The organism is Allobosea sp. GW822-FHT05A11, assembly GCF_058800455.1.
The window spans coordinates 48,332-64,252 of the sequence record NZ_JBXAMI010000010.1; the positions used below are offsets into that span (position 1 = coordinate 48,332).

Consider the following 15,921-nt stretch of genomic DNA (forward strand, 5'->3'; position numbering starts at 1 on the left):
GGACACACCATGGCAACAAAGCATGACAAACCCAAGGTGGGAGAAGAGCCGGCGCGCCAGGATTCGCCCCCGAGCGTGATGGCTCTGGATCTGAAGCCCGGTGCGCTCTCGGCCGAGAACCAGGCCTATTTCGCGAAATGCCAGGAGAAGCTCGGTTTCGTGCCGAATGTGCTGACCTCCTATGCGCATGACGATGCCAAGCTCACGGCCTTCGCCGCCTTCTACAACGACCTGATGCTGGCGCCTTCCGGCCTGTCGAAGCTGGAGCGGGAGATGATCGCGGTGGCGGTCTCCAGCGTGAACCGTTGCTATTATTGCCTCACCGCCCATGGTGCGGCGGTGCGCCAGCTCTCGGGCGATCCCGTGCTGGGCGAATTGCTGGTGATGAACTACCGGGCAGCGGATCTCTCGGTGCGGCACCGCGCCATGCTCGATTTCTCGGTCAAGCTGACGGAAACCCCGCATCTCGTCGGGGAAGAGGATCGCGAAGGCCTGCGCAAGGCGGGTTTCAACGCGCGCGACATCTGGGATATCGGCGCCGTCGCCTCCTTCTACAACATGTCGAACCGGATGGCCTCGGCGGTCGATATGCGGCCCAACGCCGAGTATCACCGGCAGGTGCGGTGAGCCGGGTTCCGGCACGCCGGCCGCGAGCATTGCCACAAAAGAAAAACGGCCGGCGCAATGCCAGCCGCTAGTTGGCCCCGACTCGGTGGCCCGGCTCCGCCCGAACTCCGGGGGGCTGGGGGGCTGACAAACCGGTGATCAGCGAAACCGGGCCGTCGAGGCAACGAGGAGAGTTGAACGGCGCAACTTGGCGCTCGCTTGACGCGTTCGCGGCGAAAATGGGGCAATCGCCGTGAGGGCTCGACTCGCGCGCGAATGTGATTGCTGCGCCGGCATCCCTTGCCAGCGCAGGACTGCGGGCGCATCATCCCGGAATGATTTGGTGAGGCCCCGGACAGGGAGGCGCCATGAGCGAAAGCGAAACGCCGCAATCGCAAGCCGCCGGTGCGGTCGTCAATTTCCCGGCGCCGGCGCGACCGGCGCCCGTGACCTTCGACCGGCGCGAACTCAGCGAATTGCTCAACCTCTATGGCCGCATGGTCGCGGCCGGCGAATGGCGCGACTACGCCATCGATTTCCTGAAGGACAAGGCGCAGTTCTCGGTGTTCCGGCGCTCGTCGGAGATGCCGCTCTACCGGATCGTCAAGGATCCGGCGCTGGCGCGGCGGCAGGGCGCCTATTCGGTCGTCGCGGCGACCGGGCTGATCCTGAAGCGCGGCTCGGAACTCTCGCGCGTGCTCAAGGTGCTCGACAACAAGCTCAGCGTGGTGAGCTGACAGGCCTGCCCGCACCGGGTTCAGATGCCCGGCGGCGCGCGGCCGCCCTCGCCCAGTTCCTTCTGCATCAGCATCTGGTCGAGCCAGCGGCCGTGCTTGAAGCCGACCTTCTCGGCAACGCCGATCAGGCGAAAGCCGGCGCGCTCATGCAGGCGGCGCGAGCCGATCGAGGCGCCGGTGCCATCCCCGATCACCGCGATCATCTGGCGGAAGCCGCGCTCAGTGCAGGCCTGCATCAGGGCGTCGAGCAGCAGGCTGCCGATGCCGAGGCCCTGCGCCGTTGGTGCAACATAGATCGAGTTCTCGACGGTGGCGCGATAGGCCGGTCGCGGCCGGTAGGCGCCGGCATAGGCATAGCCGAGGATGGCACCCTCCCGCTCCGCGACGAGATAGGGGTAGCCGCCGGCCAGGATCGCCTCGTAGCGCCGCTGCATCTCGGCCTCGCCCGGCGGCTCCAGCTCCCAGGAGGCGGTGCCGTGCAGCACCGCATGGGTGTAGATCGAGGCGATGGCGGGGATGTCGGCCGTTGCGGCCGGGCGGATCGAAGGCGGCGTCATGCCCAAAGCATGAGCAATCTGCGTGCCAGAAGGGAAGGCCCGCCCAAAGAAAAAGCCCCGGCCGTGAGGCCGGGGCTCGTGCGCTCCTGTTCAGGAGCCTGTCATTCTCACTCGCGGTTGCCGATCAGCGCGAGCAGGAACTGGAACATGTTGATGAAGTTCAGGTAGAGCGACAGCGCGCCGTTCACCGAGAGCTTCGCAGCTTCCTCCGGGCCGAGCTCGGAGTAGAGATACATCTCCTTCAGGCGCTGGGTGTCCCAGGCGGTCAGGCCGGCGAAGATGCCGACGCCGACCAGCGAGATGACGAAGCCCAGAGCGCCCGAAGCCAGGAAGATGTTCACGATCGAGGCCAGGATCAGGCCGATCAGGCCCATGACCAGGAACGAGCCCATGCCGGAGAGCGACTTCGAGGTGGTGTAGCCGTAGAGGCTGAGGCCACCGAAGGCCGCAGCGGTGATGAAGAAAACCTGCACCACAGACGCGCCGGTGTAGCGGATCAGGATCGTCGAAAGCGAGACGCCCATCACCGCCGCGAAGGCGAAGAACATCGTCCGGGCGGACGAGGCCGACATCTTGTCGGCGCGGAACGAGAAGAAGAAGATGAAGGCCAGCGGCGCCAGCGCGACCACCCACATCAACGGCGTGCCATAAAGCAGCTGGCCGAAGGAGGTGAGATAGGTGTTGCCGATCTTGGCGACGGCGTTGGCCTGATCGGTCACGGCCATCTTGTTGATGCCCAGCGCGAACAGCGCCGAGATCGCAAGGCCGATCACCATGTTGTTGTAGACGCCGAGCATGAACGAGCGCAGGCCCTGATCCATCTCGACGGCGCTGGTCTGCTGTGCGCGGCCGGCACCCCAGACTGGAGCATTGCGGTCGAAGTTGCTCATTAAGCGAGTTTCCCCTGACGGTGTTTCGGACGACGGCAAGCGCGCAGGCGCCAGCCGTCCTCGCGATCGATCGTCGCGATGACGGGAATATGAGGGGCTTTCGCTTTCCTTACAAGACCCCGCCATGGTTAAGGCCGGGCGGGTCATAGAAGTTCGGTGCTGCTGCCATGCAGAATTACAGGATTTTAATGTCTATCGAGGCTCGATCTCAGATAGTCATCATAAATTTCTGAGATGAGAAGCCGGCGCTTTCGTCAGTATTTTTATCGTACCGACCAGACCGAACAGGACGGTAACCCCGACAGCGGCAGTCGCAGAGAGTATTGCACCGGTCGGGTCACTGACGAATTCGATCCGCATCACTTGCGTGACGATCCCCCAGCCCGCCGCAGTACCCGCGACAACGCCGAAGACGGCCGCGACGAGGCCGATGGCGGCGTATTCAAGGGCGTACGACGAAAGTATGAAGCGGCGGGTAGCGCCCAGCGTTTTCAGGATCATCGCGTCATAGAGCCGCGCCCGCTGTCCGGCGGCGAGTGCGCCACCCAGAACCAGCAGGCTGGCGGCGATGGCGAGGCCGGAGGCGCCGCGGATCGCCATGGCGAGCTGGGCGACGATGGTGTTGACCGCTTCGAGCGCGTCCTTGACCCGCACCGCCGTCACCGCCGGGAAGTCGAGCGCGAGGCGGCGCATCAGCACGGCATCGGTCGCGCCCTTGCCGTCCGGGCTCGACGCGACGGTGGCGAGATTGGTGTGCGGTGCGCCCGCGAAGGTATTGGGCGAGAACACCATGACGAAATTGATGCCGAAGGAGCGCCAGTCGACCGTGCGGAAATTGGCGACGCGGGCGGTGATGTTGCGGCCGAGCACGTTGACGGTGAGCTTGTCGCCGATCTTCAGGCCGATGCCGGCAGCGTTCTGGGCGTCGAAGGAGACCAATGGCTCGCCGCGATAATCGGCCGGCCACCATTCGCCAGCGGAGACGCGCGAGCCTTCAGGAAGCGTGGCGGCATAGGTGATGCCGCGGTCGCCATCGAGCACCCAGGCGGATTGCTCGCTCGCCTTGATGTCTTCGGCGCGGGTCTCGTTCACGGAGACGATGCGGCCGCGCATCATCGGCACGCGCTCGGTCTTCGCTCCCGGCCGTTCCGCCGCGAGGAAGGCGTCGAAGCGCTCGGAATCGCGGCTGGGCACGTCGAGGAAGAAGAAGCTCGGCGCCTTGTCGGGCAGGGCGCCGGTGAGCTGCCGGGTCAGGCTGACATCGATGAAAGAGAGCGCCGAGAGCAGCGTGACGCCGAGGCCGAGCGAGAGCACGAGCGCGGGCGTCAGAGCGCCCGGCCGGTGGCTGTTGGCGAGGGCCATGCGGAGCGCCGGGCGGCGCGGACGCGGGATGCGGCGGGCGATTGCCATCAGGCCGAACGAGACGGCACGCAGCAGCAGGAAGACGCCGAACATCACGCCGATATAGATCAGCGCGATCCGGCGATCATAGGCGAAGCCGATGGCGACGCCGGCGAGACCGGCCAGCGCAAGCGCGCAGAGCACCAGATAGATCGCGCGGGGGCGGCGCGGATCGGGCTCGACCTTGTCGCGAAACAGGGCCGAGACGGAAATGTCATGGGCGCGCCCGAGCGGGATGATCGCGAAGACGAACGCAGTCAGCAGGCCGTACAGCGCGGCGATGGCGAGCTCGCCCGGCGCCAGCGTCGGCTCGAACGGCACCGGCAGGATGCTCTGGACGACGGCGCCGAGGCCGAAGGGCGCGGCGGCGCCGAGCACAAGGCCGATCGCTGTGCCGATCGCGGCGACGAGCATGACCTCGGTGAGGTGGATCGCGACGACGCGGCCGCCGGTGGCGCCGACCGCTTTCATCGTGGCGAAATCGAGCTTCTTGGCCTCGACGAAGCGGCGCACGGCATTGGCGACGCCGACGCCGCCGACCAGCAGGGCGGTGAGGCCGACCAGCGTCAGGAACTGGGTGAAGCGCTCGAGATTGCGCTGGAAGCTCGGCGCGGCATTGGCGCGGGAACGGATTTCCCAGCCGGCATCGCGCTGCTGCGTGCCGGCATCGGCGATCAGCTTCTCGAGATCGGCATCGCTCGTCGCGGCTTGCGGGAGCTGGAGGCGATAGGTCCAGCGGATCAGGCTGCCGGGCTGGATCAGGCCGGTTGCCTTCAGCGCTTCCTGCGACATCAGGAGGCGTGGGCCGAAGCCGACGCCGGCCGCGATCTTGTCGGGCTCGGAAACGAGATTGGCACGCAGCTGGATTTTCGCGCCGCCGACCGTGACGATGTCGCCAGGCTTGAGGTCGAGCCGTCCAAATAGGACGGGATCGGCGACCGCGCCGTAGACGCCGTCGCGCTGGCCGAGCAGGCCGGGCAGCGGCGTCTGTGGGTCGGTCTCGACCGTACCGATGCTGGGATAGGCGGCGTCGACCGCCTTTATCTCGACGAGAGCCGCGCCCTTCTCGCCTGCATTGGCCATGCCGCGCATGGTGGCGATGCTGGAAACGGTGCCGCGCGCAGTCAGGAAAGCGAGTTCGGGCGGCGTCGCCTCGCGGTGGATCAGGCTGAAGGCGGCATCGCCGCCGAGGATGCGACGGCCTTCGCGGGCCAGCCCCTCGGTCAGGCCGCGCGAGGCGGAGGCGACGGCGGCGATAGTCATCACGCCGAGCGCGAGGCAGGCGATGAAGATGCCGAAGCCGCGCAGGCCCGCGCGCAGGTCGCGGATAGCGAGGCGCAGGACGAGGCCGATGCCTGGGGTTCGATAGGCCGGGCTTTGCGGCGGCTTGACGGGAGCGTGCATCGTCAGGCGACCACCGTCTCGGGCTCGGCCTCGATCACGCCGGAACGCAGGCGGACCGTGCGCTCGCAAAGCGCGGCGAGTGAGAGATCGTGGGTGACGAGCACCAGCGTCGCGCCGCGCTCGCGCTTCAGGGCAAAGATCAGGTCGACGATCGCACGGCCGGTCGATTCGTCGAGATTGCCGGTGGGCTCGTCGGCGACGAGGATCGCCGGGTCGGGCGCGACGGCGCGTGCGATCGCGACGCGCTGCTGCTCGCCGCCGGATAATTGGGCTGGATAATGGTCCATGCGATGGCCCAGGCCCACATTGCGCAGTTCCGCTTCGGCACGGGCGAAGGCGTCCGTGTGGCCGGCGAGCTCCAGCGGCAGGGCGACGTTCTCGCGCGCCGTCATCGTCGGGACGAGGTGGAAGGACTGGAAGACGATGCCGATATGCCGGCCGCGGAAGATTGCGAGCCCGTCCTCGTCGAGCGCGCCGAGATCCTGGCCGGCGACCTTGACGAGGCCGGAATCGGGGCGCTCCAGACCGGCCATGGTCATCAGCAGCGTCGACTTGCCGGAGCCGGAGGGGCCGACGAGGCCGGTCGCCTCACCATCCGCCAGTGACACCGAGACGCCCTTGAGGATATGGACGCGGGCGGCGCCGCGCCCCAAACTCAGGTGGACATCCTGCAACTCGATTGCCGAAGCGGCCTTCTCGCTCATCACGCCATGATCCTGATTTCACGACCCATCGCCATCCCCGTTCGCACGGAATCGCGCCCCGAACGGGGCAGGTTCTCGGCACGGTACGGTCTGCGGCCATATGGGCTCAGCTTCGCGCTTGTCCAATCGGCTGCGACGTTTTTGGTCGCGTTCCTGCTGCTTTTCATCGGGTCCCCTGACATGGCCGGCGCGCAGACTCCTCCCTCCAACGCGAGCGCGGCGCGATCGCTGAAGCTCGTCGCCTTCGGCGATTCGCTGTCGGCGGGGTACAACCTGCCGGGCAGCGCAGCCTTCCCCACCGTTCTGGAGCAGGCGTTGCGCCAGAAGGGCCTCGCTGTCGAAATCGTGAACGCCGGCGTCTCCGGCGACACGACGCAGGGCGGGCTCGAACGGCTCGACTGGTCGGTGCCCGACGGCACCGACGGCGTCATCCTCGAACTCGGCGCCAACGATGCCTTGCGCGGCGTCGACCCTGCGCTCACCCGGAAAAACCTCGAGGCGATGATCGTGCGCCTGACCGAGCGGAAGATCCCGGTGCTGCTCGCCGGCATGTATGCGCCGCGCAATCTCGGCGAAGATTATGCGAAACGCTTCGATGCGATCTATCCCGAGCTTGCGAAGACGCACGGGCTGGTGCTTTACCCGTTCTTCCTGGAAGGCATCGCGGGAGACCGCGCTTTGAACCAGGCGGATGGGCTGCATCCCACGGCCGAGGGCGTCGCCGTCATCGTCCGGACCATCCTGCCGACGGTCGAGCGTTTCATCGCCAGCCTGCCGCCCAGGTCCTGATCCGCCCGCGGGTTCTCCGCGCGGCGTATTTCCGTTTCCGCATCGCCGCCCGCCGGCCCCGCTCCCGGAGTTGCTTCGCCATGGAATACCGCCGCCTTGGACGCACCGATCTCAAGGTCTCGGTGATCTGCCTGGGAACCATGACCTGGGGAGAGCAGAACACCGAGGCCGAAGGCCATGCCCAGATGGACTATGCCGTCGAGCAGGGCATCAATTTCTTCGACACCGCCGAGCTGTACTCGATCCCGCCGAAGCCGGAGACGCAAGGCTCGACCGAGCGGATCGTCGGCAGCTGGTTCAAGGCGCGCGGCAAGCGCGACAAGATCATCCTGGCGTCGAAAATCTGCGGACGCGGCGGCAATACCTGGTTCCGCGACGACAAGAGCCCGACGCGGGTGACGCGCAAGCAGATCTTCGAAGCCGTCGACAAAAGCCTGCAGCGGCTGCAGACCGATTATATCGACCTCTACCAGATCCATTTCCCGGAGCGGCCGATGCCCTGGGGCTCGAATCCGACGCGATTCTCCAAGGCAGCCTTCGAGCAGCCGGCCGACGAAACGCCGATCGCCGAGCAGCTCGATGCCTTCGCGGAGGTGATCAAGGCCGGCAAGATCCGCCATCTCGGCCTCTCCAACGAGAGCGCCTGGGGCACGATGCGCTTCGTTGGCGATTCGGAAATCCGGGGCACGCCGCGGGTGCAGTCGATCCAGAACGCCTACAGCCTGCTCAACCGCACCTTCGAGACGGCGCTCGCCGAAGTGGCGCTGCGCGAGGATGTCGGCCTGCTCGCCTATTCGCCGCTGGCGCAGGGCTTTCTCACCGGCAAATATCTCGACGGCGCCCGCCCGGCGGGAACCCGCACGACGCTGTTCGATCGCGGCCAGCGCTACCAGACGGCCGGAGCGGAGGAGGCCATCAAGCGCTATATCGCGCTCGCCCGCGAAGCCGGGCTCGACCCGGCGCAGATGGCGCTCGCCTTCGTCAACAGCCGTTCCTTCGTGACCGCCAACATCATCGGCGCGACCTCGATGGAGCAGCTCAGGACCGACATCGCCTCGATCGACGTGAAGCTCTCGCCGGAGGTTGAGGCAAAGATCGACGCGATCCATCAGCTCGTCGGCAATCCCTGCCCGTAGGTTTCGTTTCCAGTCCAGACACGGTCATCCCGGGCGACCTAAGGGAGACCCGGGATCGACGCTGCTATCGCGGCTTGTCCGGGATGACCGCGCGGGAGTGGGGATGAGGGCGCAAAAACAATTCCCCTAAGCCGGCTTCCTGCTCTACCGTCTCGCCAGAGTCACAATCGCTTGGCAGGGATTCGCTCATGCCGAGGCTGTTCATCGCTCTGGAAATCCCCGCCGAAGTCGCGACCGGCCTGACATTGCATCGTGGCGGGTTGTCGGGTGCGCGCTGGATCGAGCCGGCCGATTATCACATTACCCTGCGCTTCCTGGGCGATGTCGACCGGCGCATGGCGAACGATGTCGACTACATGCTCTCCGATCTCACGGCCTATCCCTTCGAGGTCACGCTCGATGCGCTCGGCAGCTTCGGCGGCGACAAGCCGCGCGCGCTGTTCGCGCGGGTGCAGCCGAGCAAGGCGCTGAGCGATCTCCAGGGCGATCTCGAACGGCAGATGCGCCGCCTCGGCTTGCCGGCGGAGGCGCGCAAGTTCGTGCCCCATGTCACGCTGGCACGGCTGCGCGACACCTCGCCCGGCGAGGTCGCGCATCATCTCGGCCAGCACCCGATCGTCAGGCCCTTCGTCTTCACCGCGCGCCGGGTGGCGCTGATGTCATCGCGCGATTCGATCGGCGGCGGGCCCTATGTGCTGGAGGCGGCCTATCCGCTCGGCCCGTCCTACCCGAATCGCCTGCCGCGGGAGATGCGCCGATGACGCGGCCGAAACGATTGAGCCCCGAGGCGCAGGCCGAAGCGCTGGCGACCTTGACCGGCTGGAAGCTGGTGCAGGGGCGCGAGGCCATCGCCAAGCGCTTCGTCTTCCGTGATTTCAGCGAGGCTTTCGGCTGGATGACGCGCGTCGCGCTGCTGGCCGAGGCGATGAACCATCATCCGGAATGGGCGAATGTCTACCGGACCGTGGATATCACGCTCGCAACCCATGATGCCGGCGGCCTGACCGAGCTCGACGTCAAGCTGGCCCGCGCCATCGACGCGATCTCGGATTAGGTCGCTGCCTAGCTGCCTTGCCGCGGTGCGGGCATGACATGGCGCGAGAGGCCTGCCGGCAGGCGCTTCACCACGCTCTTCAACATCGGTCGCCAGTGCTGGATGCCGAGATGGCAGGCCAGCCGCCCTTTCAATGACAGCGGCCGGAGCCGGTCGCTGATCGCGACGCAGCCATCGGCATGTTCGCGCTTGTAGGGCTCGGCCGGAGCCAGGAGGTCGAAGACCGTGCTGCCACGGGCGCGGGCGCCGGCGAAACTGTGGTGGATCAGGATCTTGCCGATGCCGTCGTGCTCATGATCCGGATCGGTCGCGAGGACATGGGCGAAGCTGTGGCCCTTGCAGTCGAAGGAGAGGTCGATGCCGATCGGCGCGCCATCGCTGAGGGTGCACATGATCTGCAGCGTGGCCTCGCCGGAGGCGTCTGCCGCCAGATCGGTGAAGAAGGCGCCGAAGCGGGAATCGTTGATGACCGGCGCGACGATGCCGCGCCGGGCGAGCGTCGCGCGCTTCATCGCGATGGCGGCGGCGGCGAGCCGGGCCGCGTCGGGGCCCGGTGGCGGCATGGCGTAGGCGAGCGGGCCGCGTTCCTCCAGGCGGCGCAGGCGCCGGCGGTGGTTCGAGCGTTCCCGTGCGGTATAGGCGAGACTTGGGCCGGATTCGCCGACGCGGCGGGCGAGGTCCGCGAAGGGCGCCTCCTGCCGATCGCCATGGGCCGCGCCATCGAGCAGGCCGCTCAGCGCAAGGCGCGAATCGGCGCGCAGCTTGCGGGCTTCGAAGAGATCGGCGCGCAGGGTTTGGATGAAGGCCCAGCTGGCTTTCAGCAGGGCGTCCTCGCCATCGCCGACGAGCACGTCGCCGAACTGGGCGACCGGCACGCCCATGAAGCGCAAGGTGTCGAGACCGTAGCGCCTCTGGCGGATGAGCGGCCAGACCATCACCAGTTCACCGGCCCGGCGGGCTATGACGATGCTGAGCCGGGTATCGGGGTTGAGGTAATGCGTCGTCCAATGGCGCAGGAAGACATGGCTCTGGAAGAGCTGCGACGGTGCAGCCGAGCGTCCGAACAGTGCTTCCCAATCGCGGCGCAGCGCCAGGAAGCCCGCGACATCCTCGACCAGATCGAGCGTCACGGCGTCGTCCGGCCGGTTGGCCAAGGGCAACGCCGCGTTCATGGCCCCGTGCGCAGATGCGCGATGAGGCGTTTCGCGCCCGCCAAGCGGAAGCGGGCGAGATAGGGCAGCATCAGGAGCGGATGGCGCGCCGCGAAGGGCGCGTCCTGCTCGACCATGTGGCGGACGGCGACGACCGGGAAGGGCGCGCGCAAGGGGCGGAACTGCGGGTTCCACAGGCCCGGCGCCTCCGAGTCCGGGTGCATCAGGCCGATCATGCGGAAGCGGCGCAGGGATGCGAATTTCAGGCGTTTCTGGACCCGTTGCAGCATCGCCGTGCCGGCCGGATCGGCGCAGCCGGGGAAGCCGAGGATCACGGTGCGGAAATGCTGGAGGGTCGCTTGCGCGGGAATCGCGTCGAGATCGGCGAAGCTGCGGTTCACGGCCGCGAAGGCTGCATTCTCATCGGTTGCCGTCGCGGTAGAGACGCCCAGGCGCACCGTGTCGAGCTTCGCGGCCTGGCGGGTGAAGGGGCAGACCGCGCCTGTCCGGCCGAGATCGGCATGGCTGCTCATCAGGTAAGTCTCGACCCAGCCGACGAGTACGGCCAGCGGCGGCGGGGCGCCGTCCGCGCAGCGGGCGCGGGCTTCGGGCAAGGTCAGGAGCTGCGGATCGGCGTTGGCGCTATCGGTCATGGCTGCATGACGGGAGAAGGTGCAGCCGTGGCATAGCAGCCCCGGATTAGCGAAGGATTGATCGCTGCCGGCATGTCGCCAGCGCTGCGTTGACGCGTTCTAAACCCTGTTCCAGCCGCAAGCCGTGAGCGCCGCCAGCATATGCGGCGGCGGCGGCGCCTCGACCGTGATCGGATCGCGCTTCTTGTAGAGTGGCACGGTGATCGCGCGGGCATGAAGCTGGAGGCCCGGCCCGCCTTCGCGCCGGGCATCGCCATAAATCTCGTCGCCGAGCATCGGCCAGCCCGAGGCCTGGCAATGGACGCGCAACTGGTGCGTGCGGCCGGTCAATGGTTCCAGCGCGAGCCAGGCGAGTGGGCCGTGCTCGCTTTCGCCGCGGCCGAGCACGCGATAGCGGGTCTGCGAGGGCAGGCCGGCGGGATCGACCTTCATCCACCAGCCGCGCTCGGGCGAACGCTTGGCCAGGGGAAGATCGATCAGCCCCTCATCCTGCGCGGGATGGCCCTGCACGATCGCCCAATAGGTCTTGTCGATGCGCCCGTCGCGAAACATCTGGTTGAGCTCGGCCATGGCGCGGGGATGACGGCCGAGCACGAGGCAGCCGGAGGTGTCCTTGTCGAGCCGATGCGCGGCTTCAGGCTTGCGTGGCAGGCCGAAGCGCAGGGCATCGAGATAATCGGTCAGGACCGGGATGACGCGGCGCTTGGCCTGCGGGCCGCGATGCGAGGGCAGGCCGGCAGGCTTGTCGATGACGAGCATCATGGCGTCGCGATAGAGCAACGGCACCGGCAGCTCGTCGTCGATCTGCCCGGGTGATTGCGAATTTTCTGGTCGGTCCGGCGCTGCCATGGCATTGCGCTACCCAACCCGGCCCGGCGGCGCAACCGAAGATGCCTGCCGAACCGAAGACAGGACGACGATGAGCGAGACCGAACCGAAGAAACGCGGCTTCTTTTCGAGGCTGTTCGGACGCGACGAGGAAGCGGCCACACCGGCGCCCGCGCCCGAGACGGCGACCGAGCAGGTTGTTGAGACGGTTGAGGAGCTGAAGCCGGAAGCCGAAGAGATCGCTCCTGCCCCGGCTGTCGAGACGGAAGCGGTTGTCGTCGAGGCGGTGACCCCTGAACCCGTTGCGCCGCCTGCTCCGGTTGAGGAGGCTGCACCTCCGGCGGAGCCCGAGCCGGAACCTGTCGTTGCCGTCGCTCCGCAGCCCGAGCCGATCGTTGCTCCCGAGCCCGCTCCCGTCCTTGCGCCGCAGCCGAAGCGGAGCTGGTGGCGGCGATTGACCGAGGGGCTGTCGCGGACCTCCTCGGCACTGACGACGGGGATCACCGAGCTCTTCACCAAGCGAAAGCTCGATGCCGGCACGCTGGAGGACCTGGAAGACATCCTGATCCAGGCCGATCTCGGTCTCGCCACCTCGGCGAAGATCGCCAAAGCGGTCGGCGACGGGCGCTACGACAAGCAGATCGAGCCGTCCGAGGTGAAGGCGATCCTGGCGCGCGAGGTCGAGACGATCCTTCTGCCCGTCGCCCAGCCGCTGGTGGTCGACGCCACGAAAAAGCCGTTCGTGCTGCTGATGGTCGGGGTCAATGGCTCCGGCAAGACCACGACGATCGGCAAGCTCGCCGCGAAATTCCGCACTGAGGGCAAATCCGTGATGCTCGCGGCCGGCGACACCTTCCGCGCCGCGGCGATCGAGCAGTTGCGGGTCTGGGGCGAGCGCACCGGGGCCGAGGTCGTCTACGGCCAGCAGGGCGCCGATGCCTCGGGCCTCGCCTTCGAGGCGCTGCAGAAGGCCAAGGCCAATGGCACCGATGTGCTGCTGATCGACACGGCCGGCCGGTTGCAGAACAAGCAAGGGCTGATGGACGAGCTTGCCAAGGTCGTGCGCGTCATCCGTAAACAGGACCCGAACGCCCCGCATGCGGCCCTGCTCGTGCTCGACGCCACCGTCGGCCAGAACGCGATTTCACAGGTCGAGGCCTTCCGCGAGACGGCGGGCGTGACCGGGCTGGTCATGACCAAGCTCGACGGCACCGCGCGCGGAGGCATTCTCGTGGCGCTGGCGGCGCAGTTCGGCCTGCCCGTGCATTTCATCGGCGTCGGCGAAAGCGTCGATGACCTGGAGCCGTTCTCGGCGCGCGATTTCGCGCGGGCCGTGGCGGGATTGGGAGAAGCGGCGTGAGCGAAACGACTCAGCAGGTTCCAGTCGAGGCGGCGGGTAAGGGCAAGGCGGTCAACCCGTTGCTCAAGCTGGCGCTGGAATTCGGACCGCTGGCGATCTTCTTCTTCGCCAATTCCTACGGTGACCGGCTGTTCCACGTGGCTGAGGACCGGCGCATCTTCGTCGCGACCGGCATCTTCATCGCCGCTTCGCTTGTGGCGCTGGTGCTGTCGCGGGTGCTGATGGGCTATCTGCCGCGCATGGCGATCGTGAACGCGATCGTCGTCACCGTCTTCGGCGGTTTGACGCTGGCGCTGGACGACGCCTTTTTCATCAAGGTCAAGCCGACCATCGTCAACGCGCTGTTCGGCTCGGTGCTGCTCGGTGGGCTGTTCTTCGGGCGCTCGCTGCTCTCGCTGGTGCTGGAGACGGTGCTGCAGCTCGATGCCGAGGGCTGGCGCAAGCTCACCTTCCGTTGGGGCCTGTTCTTCTTCGTGCTGGCGGCCATCAACGAGGTGGTCTGGCGCACCCAGACCCAGGATTTCTGGGTCGCCTTCAAGGTCTGGGGCGTGATGCCGCTGACCATGATCTTCGCCCTGGCGCAGACGCCGTTGATTCTGAAGCACGAGATCAAGCCGGCGAAGACCGAGGAATAGCCGGGTTTCTGGCCGCTCTTGCCAATTGGCAATATTATCTCCATTTTATGCCAAATGGAGAGCAATGCCATGACTGGCCTGCTGCGCATCGAGACGGCCCAGCGCGATTTCGTCCCCGATCCGATCACGGATGACGAGGCGGCGGCGATGTTCCGCGCCGCAGTCAACCTGTTCCGGCTCTGGCGGATCACCGACGAGGAAGCGGCGGTCCTGATCGACCTGCCGGTCAGGAGCTATCGGCGCTGGAAAGCCGGCGAGATCGGCCGGATTTCGCGCGACGGCAAGGCTAGGCTCTCGAACCTGATGGGCATCCACAAGGCGCTGCGCCTGATCTTCGCCGAGCCGCAGCGCGGCTATGACTGGATCAAACGGGTGAATGCCGATTTCGGCGGCAAATCGGCTGTTGATGTCATGCTCGGCGGCGAACTGACCGACCTGATGCGGGTGCGCCGCCTGCTCGACGCCGAGCGGGGCGCCTGGTGATCGATCCGGCGAGCCTGCCGATCGCGGAGATCGAATGGCGCGGGGCGGTCCGGATCATCCGCAGCATCTTCCCGCCGATCGACCTGTTCGAGGATATCGCCGACCCCGCCGACTGGCCGCTGCTGATCGCGGCCGAGCAGAAGACCAATCCGCGCCTGATGGAGACCATCGGCAATCTCGATCTGGTGCCGGCCGAGCGGCGCGTGTCGGGGCCGGGCGCGAGCTGGCTGATGGCGCCCTTCACCCATGTCAGCCCGGACCGGCCGAGCCGTTTCAGCGATGGCAGCTTCGGCGTGCTCTATGTCGGCGACCGCTTCGAGGTGGCGCTGCTGGAGACGATCCACCACCATGCCCGCTTCATGCTGGCGACGACGCAACCCTCGGGCTGGACCTCGCAATTCCGCGAGATCGTGCTTGAGGTCGACGCGGAGCTTCACGATATCAGGCCGCTCGAGGCCGAAGCCGCTGCGGTGCTCGATCCCGCCGACTATACCGCGAGCCAGGCGCTCGGCATCGCTCTGCGGGCGATCGGCTCGGCCGGCATCGTCTATCCCAGCGTGCGCTGTCCCGGCGGCGAATGCGCCGGGTTGTTCTATCCCGATGGTGCGGGCCACCCAGTGCAGGGGCGGCATCTCGACTATCACTGGAACGGCGAGCGGGTGGACCTCTACCGGGACCGCAGCGCCGGCGAGGTTTTCCGGATCGTCTGAAGCCTATTTCGGTGCCAGCCGGATCGCGCCGTCCAGGCGGATCGCGGTGCCGTTCAGCATGTCGTTCTCGATGATGCTGCGGGCGAGCGCCGCATATTCCGCCGGGCGGCCGAGGCGCGAGGGATGCGGCACGGAGACTGCGAGGGAGGCCTTGGCGTCGTCGGGGAGGCCGGCGAACATCGGGGTCTCGAACAGGCCGGGCATGATCGTGACGATGCGGATGCCGACGCCGGCGAGATCGCGCGCGACCGGCAGCGTCAGGCCGACAACGCCGGCCTTGGAGGCGCCGTAGGCGGCCTGGCCGATCTGGCCGTCCTCGGCCGCGACCGAGGCCGTGCAGATGATGACGCCGCGGCCGCCATCGGCCGTGACCGGATCGAGCCCGGCCAGCGCGACCGCCGATTTGGCGATGATCCGGAAGGTGCCGGTCAGATTGATCGCGACCGCCTTCTCGAAGGTCGCGAGGTCATGCGCGATCAGTTCGCCGGTGTCGCGCTTCTTCGAGACGACGCGGCGGCCGGGCGCGATGCCGGCGCAGTTGACGATGATGCGGGCGACGCCATGGGCGGCGCGGGCCTTGGCGAGCGCCTCGTCGACCGAAGCCTCGCTGGTGACGTCGCAATGGGCGAAGACGCCGCCGATCTCCTTGGCGGTCGCTTCGCCGCGCTCGGCGTTGAGGTCGAGCAGCGCGACCTTGACGCCCTCGCTCGCCAGCATGCGCGCGGTCGCCTCGCCGAGGCCGGAGGCGCCGCCGGTGACGACAGCAGCAAGGGAGGAGTCGAGTTTCATGGCGCATTTCCCGTCAATCGTGTTCTGAAGACGG

At 67.2% G+C, this 15,921-nt stretch carries 18 protein-coding genes; 10 read left to right on the forward strand and 8 right to left on the reverse strand.

The window, feature by feature from the left end; genetic code table 11:
* Window positions 1-78: 78 nt before the first annotated feature.
* Together AC1RLU_RS26175 and AC1RLU_RS26180 are read left to right on the forward strand one after the other, a co-directional pair.
* Entirely contained in the window at window positions 79-627 is a 549-nt protein-coding gene (locus AC1RLU_RS26175; protein WP_061966491.1) for a peroxidase-related enzyme, read from the forward strand.
* Window positions 628-974: 347 nt separating this feature from the next.
* Window positions 975-1,343, forward strand: coding sequence for a DUF2794 domain-containing protein (locus AC1RLU_RS26180; RefSeq protein ID WP_492798973.1), 369 nt, complete (start codon window positions 975-977; stop codon window positions 1,341-1,343).
* 20 nt (window positions 1,344-1,363) lie between these two features.
* Here AC1RLU_RS26180 and AC1RLU_RS26185 read toward each other — a convergent pair whose 3' ends face one another.
* The 4 genes from AC1RLU_RS26185 to AC1RLU_RS26200 all read right to left on the reverse strand — a co-directional run bounded on the left by AC1RLU_RS26185 (window position 1,364) and on the right by AC1RLU_RS26200 (window position 6,299).
* Window positions 1,364-1,900 carry a GNAT family N-acetyltransferase gene (locus tag AC1RLU_RS26185; RefSeq protein ID WP_492798974.1) on the reverse strand — a complete coding sequence of 179 codons (537 nt, stop codon included), beginning with the start codon at window positions 1,898-1,900 and terminating at the stop codon, window positions 1,364-1,366.
* Window positions 1,901-2,007: 107 nt separating this feature from the next.
* Window positions 2,008-2,790 (reverse strand): Bax inhibitor-1/YccA family protein, encoded by a 783-nt coding sequence (locus AC1RLU_RS26190; RefSeq protein WP_061966494.1) that lies wholly within the window; start codon window positions 2,788-2,790, stop codon window positions 2,008-2,010.
* A 219-nt stretch (window positions 2,791-3,009) separates the two neighbouring features.
* On the reverse strand, window positions 3,010-5,595 hold the full coding sequence (locus AC1RLU_RS26195; RefSeq protein ID WP_492798975.1) for an ABC transporter permease: 2,586 nt from the start codon (window positions 5,593-5,595) through the stop codon (window positions 3,010-3,012).
* 2 nt (window positions 5,596-5,597) lie between these two features.
* Window positions 5,598-6,299 carry an ABC transporter ATP-binding protein gene (locus AC1RLU_RS26200; protein ID WP_492798976.1) on the reverse strand — a complete coding sequence of 234 codons (702 nt, stop codon included), beginning with the start codon at window positions 6,297-6,299 and terminating at the stop codon, window positions 5,598-5,600.
* A 180-nt stretch (window positions 6,300-6,479) separates the two neighbouring features.
* Here AC1RLU_RS26200 and AC1RLU_RS26205 point away from each other — a divergent pair, with 180 nt between their 5' ends.
* The 4 genes from AC1RLU_RS26205 to AC1RLU_RS26220 all read left to right on the forward strand — a co-directional run bounded on the left by AC1RLU_RS26205 (window position 6,480) and on the right by AC1RLU_RS26220 (window position 9,278).
* Window positions 6,480-7,088: an arylesterase gene (locus AC1RLU_RS26205; RefSeq protein WP_091862602.1), complete on the forward strand. Its 609-nt coding sequence runs from the start codon at window positions 6,480-6,482 to the stop codon at window positions 7,086-7,088.
* Between the two features lie 80 nt (window positions 7,089-7,168).
* Window positions 7,169-8,224 carry an aldo/keto reductase gene (locus AC1RLU_RS26210; RefSeq protein ID WP_142114147.1) on the forward strand — a complete coding sequence of 352 codons (1,056 nt, stop codon included), beginning with the start codon at window positions 7,169-7,171 and terminating at the stop codon, window positions 8,222-8,224.
* 188 nt (window positions 8,225-8,412) lie between these two features.
* Entirely contained in the window at window positions 8,413-8,985 is a 573-nt protein-coding gene (gene thpR, locus AC1RLU_RS26215) for an RNA 2',3'-cyclic phosphodiesterase (protein WP_061966498.1), read from the forward strand.
* Entirely contained in the window at window positions 8,982-9,278 is a 297-nt protein-coding gene (locus AC1RLU_RS26220) for a 4a-hydroxytetrahydrobiopterin dehydratase (protein ID WP_061966499.1), read from the forward strand. Before thpR ends, AC1RLU_RS26220 begins: the two co-directional genes overlap by 4 nt.
* An 8-nt stretch (window positions 9,279-9,286) precedes the next feature.
* On the opposite strand, the gene AC1RLU_RS26225 is transcribed toward AC1RLU_RS26220, so the two are convergent.
* From AC1RLU_RS26225 to AC1RLU_RS26235, 3 genes are all read right to left on the reverse strand, one after another.
* Window positions 9,287-10,450 (reverse strand): GNAT family N-acetyltransferase, encoded by a 1,164-nt coding sequence (locus tag AC1RLU_RS26225; RefSeq protein ID WP_492798977.1) that lies wholly within the window; start codon window positions 10,448-10,450, stop codon window positions 9,287-9,289.
* A complete protein-coding gene (locus AC1RLU_RS26230; protein WP_492798978.1) occupies window positions 10,447-11,082 on the reverse strand; it encodes a DUF6875 domain-containing protein in 636 nt (211 codons plus the stop codon). The genes AC1RLU_RS26225 and AC1RLU_RS26230 overlap by 4 nt, the downstream gene beginning before the upstream one ends.
* 99 nt (window positions 11,083-11,181) lie before the next feature.
* A complete protein-coding gene (locus AC1RLU_RS26235) occupies window positions 11,182-11,844 on the reverse strand; it encodes an RluA family pseudouridine synthase (RefSeq protein WP_492799006.1) in 663 nt (220 codons plus the stop codon).
* Between the two features lie 157 nt (window positions 11,845-12,001).
* Between AC1RLU_RS26235 and ftsY the strand changes: the two genes are divergently transcribed.
* The 4 genes from ftsY (at window position 12,002) to AC1RLU_RS26255 (ending at window position 15,098) form a co-directional block, all read left to right on the forward strand.
* Window positions 12,002-13,270, forward strand: a complete 1,269-nt coding sequence (ftsY, locus tag AC1RLU_RS26240) for a signal recognition particle-docking protein FtsY (protein ID WP_492798979.1) — start codon at window positions 12,002-12,004, stop codon at window positions 13,268-13,270.
* Window positions 13,267-13,905, forward strand: a complete 639-nt coding sequence (locus tag AC1RLU_RS26245; protein ID WP_091862545.1) for a septation protein A — start codon at window positions 13,267-13,269, stop codon at window positions 13,903-13,905. Before ftsY ends, AC1RLU_RS26245 begins: the two co-directional genes overlap by 4 nt.
* Window positions 13,906-13,974: 69 nt before the next feature.
* Window positions 13,975-14,388, forward strand: coding sequence for an MbcA/ParS/Xre antitoxin family protein (locus AC1RLU_RS26250; RefSeq protein ID WP_492798980.1), 414 nt, complete (start codon window positions 13,975-13,977; stop codon window positions 14,386-14,388).
* Window positions 14,385-15,098: an RES family NAD+ phosphorylase gene (locus AC1RLU_RS26255; protein ID WP_061966506.1), complete on the forward strand. Its 714-nt coding sequence runs from the start codon at window positions 14,385-14,387 to the stop codon at window positions 15,096-15,098. The genes AC1RLU_RS26250 and AC1RLU_RS26255 overlap by 4 nt, the downstream gene beginning before the upstream one ends.
* Window positions 15,099-15,101: 3 nt before the next feature.
* Here AC1RLU_RS26255 and AC1RLU_RS26260 read toward each other — a convergent pair whose 3' ends face one another.
* Entirely contained in the window at window positions 15,102-15,887 is a 786-nt protein-coding gene (locus AC1RLU_RS26260; protein ID WP_091862539.1) for an SDR family NAD(P)-dependent oxidoreductase, read from the reverse strand.
* Between the last annotated feature and the right edge of the window lie 34 nt (window positions 15,888-15,921).

Excerpts from the sequence above, each read along its gene's own strand:
- AC1RLU_RS26190 (WP_061966494.1), bottom strand. The coding sequence starts at position 2,790 with ATGAGCAACTTCGACCGCAATGCTCCAGTCTGGGGTGCCGGCCGCGCA.
- AC1RLU_RS26225 (WP_492798977.1), bottom strand. The coding sequence starts at position 10,450 with ATGAACGCGGCGTTGCCCTTGGCCAACCGGCCGGACGACGCCGTGACG.
- AC1RLU_RS26235 (WP_492799006.1), bottom strand. The coding sequence starts at position 11,844 with ATGATGCTCGTCATCGACAAGCCTGCCGGCCTGCCCTCGCATCGCGGC.
- AC1RLU_RS26220 (WP_061966499.1), top strand. The coding sequence starts at position 8,982 with ATGACGCGGCCGAAACGATTGAGCCCCGAGGCGCAGGCCGAAGCGCTG.
- AC1RLU_RS26230 (WP_492798978.1), bottom strand. The coding sequence starts at position 11,082 with ATGACCGATAGCGCCAACGCCGATCCGCAGCTCCTGACCTTGCCCGAA.
- AC1RLU_RS26205 (WP_091862602.1), top strand. The coding sequence starts at position 6,480 with ATGGCCGGCGCGCAGACTCCTCCCTCCAACGCGAGCGCGGCGCGATCG.
- AC1RLU_RS26200 (WP_492798976.1), bottom strand. The coding sequence starts at position 6,299 with ATGAGCGAGAAGGCCGCTTCGGCAATCGAGTTGCAGGATGTCCACCTG.
- AC1RLU_RS26175 (WP_061966491.1), top strand. The coding sequence starts at position 79 with ATGGCTCTGGATCTGAAGCCCGGTGCGCTCTCGGCCGAGAACCAGGCC.
- ftsY (WP_492798979.1), top strand. The coding sequence starts at position 12,002 with ATGAGCGAGACCGAACCGAAGAAACGCGGCTTCTTTTCGAGGCTGTTC.
- AC1RLU_RS26260 (WP_091862539.1), bottom strand. The coding sequence starts at position 15,887 with ATGAAACTCGACTCCTCCCTTGCTGCTGTCGTCACCGGCGGCGCCTCC.
- AC1RLU_RS26250 (WP_492798980.1), top strand. The coding sequence starts at position 13,975 with ATGACTGGCCTGCTGCGCATCGAGACGGCCCAGCGCGATTTCGTCCCC.
- thpR (WP_061966498.1), top strand. The coding sequence starts at position 8,413 with ATGCCGAGGCTGTTCATCGCTCTGGAAATCCCCGCCGAAGTCGCGACC.
- AC1RLU_RS26185 (WP_492798974.1), bottom strand. The coding sequence starts at position 1,900 with ATGACGCCGCCTTCGATCCGCCCGGCCGCAACGGCCGACATCCCCGCC.
- AC1RLU_RS26180 (WP_492798973.1), top strand. The coding sequence starts at position 975 with ATGAGCGAAAGCGAAACGCCGCAATCGCAAGCCGCCGGTGCGGTCGTC.
- AC1RLU_RS26210 (WP_142114147.1), top strand. The coding sequence starts at position 7,169 with ATGGAATACCGCCGCCTTGGACGCACCGATCTCAAGGTCTCGGTGATC.
- AC1RLU_RS26195 (WP_492798975.1), bottom strand. The coding sequence starts at position 5,595 with ATGCACGCTCCCGTCAAGCCGCCGCAAAGCCCGGCCTATCGAACCCCA.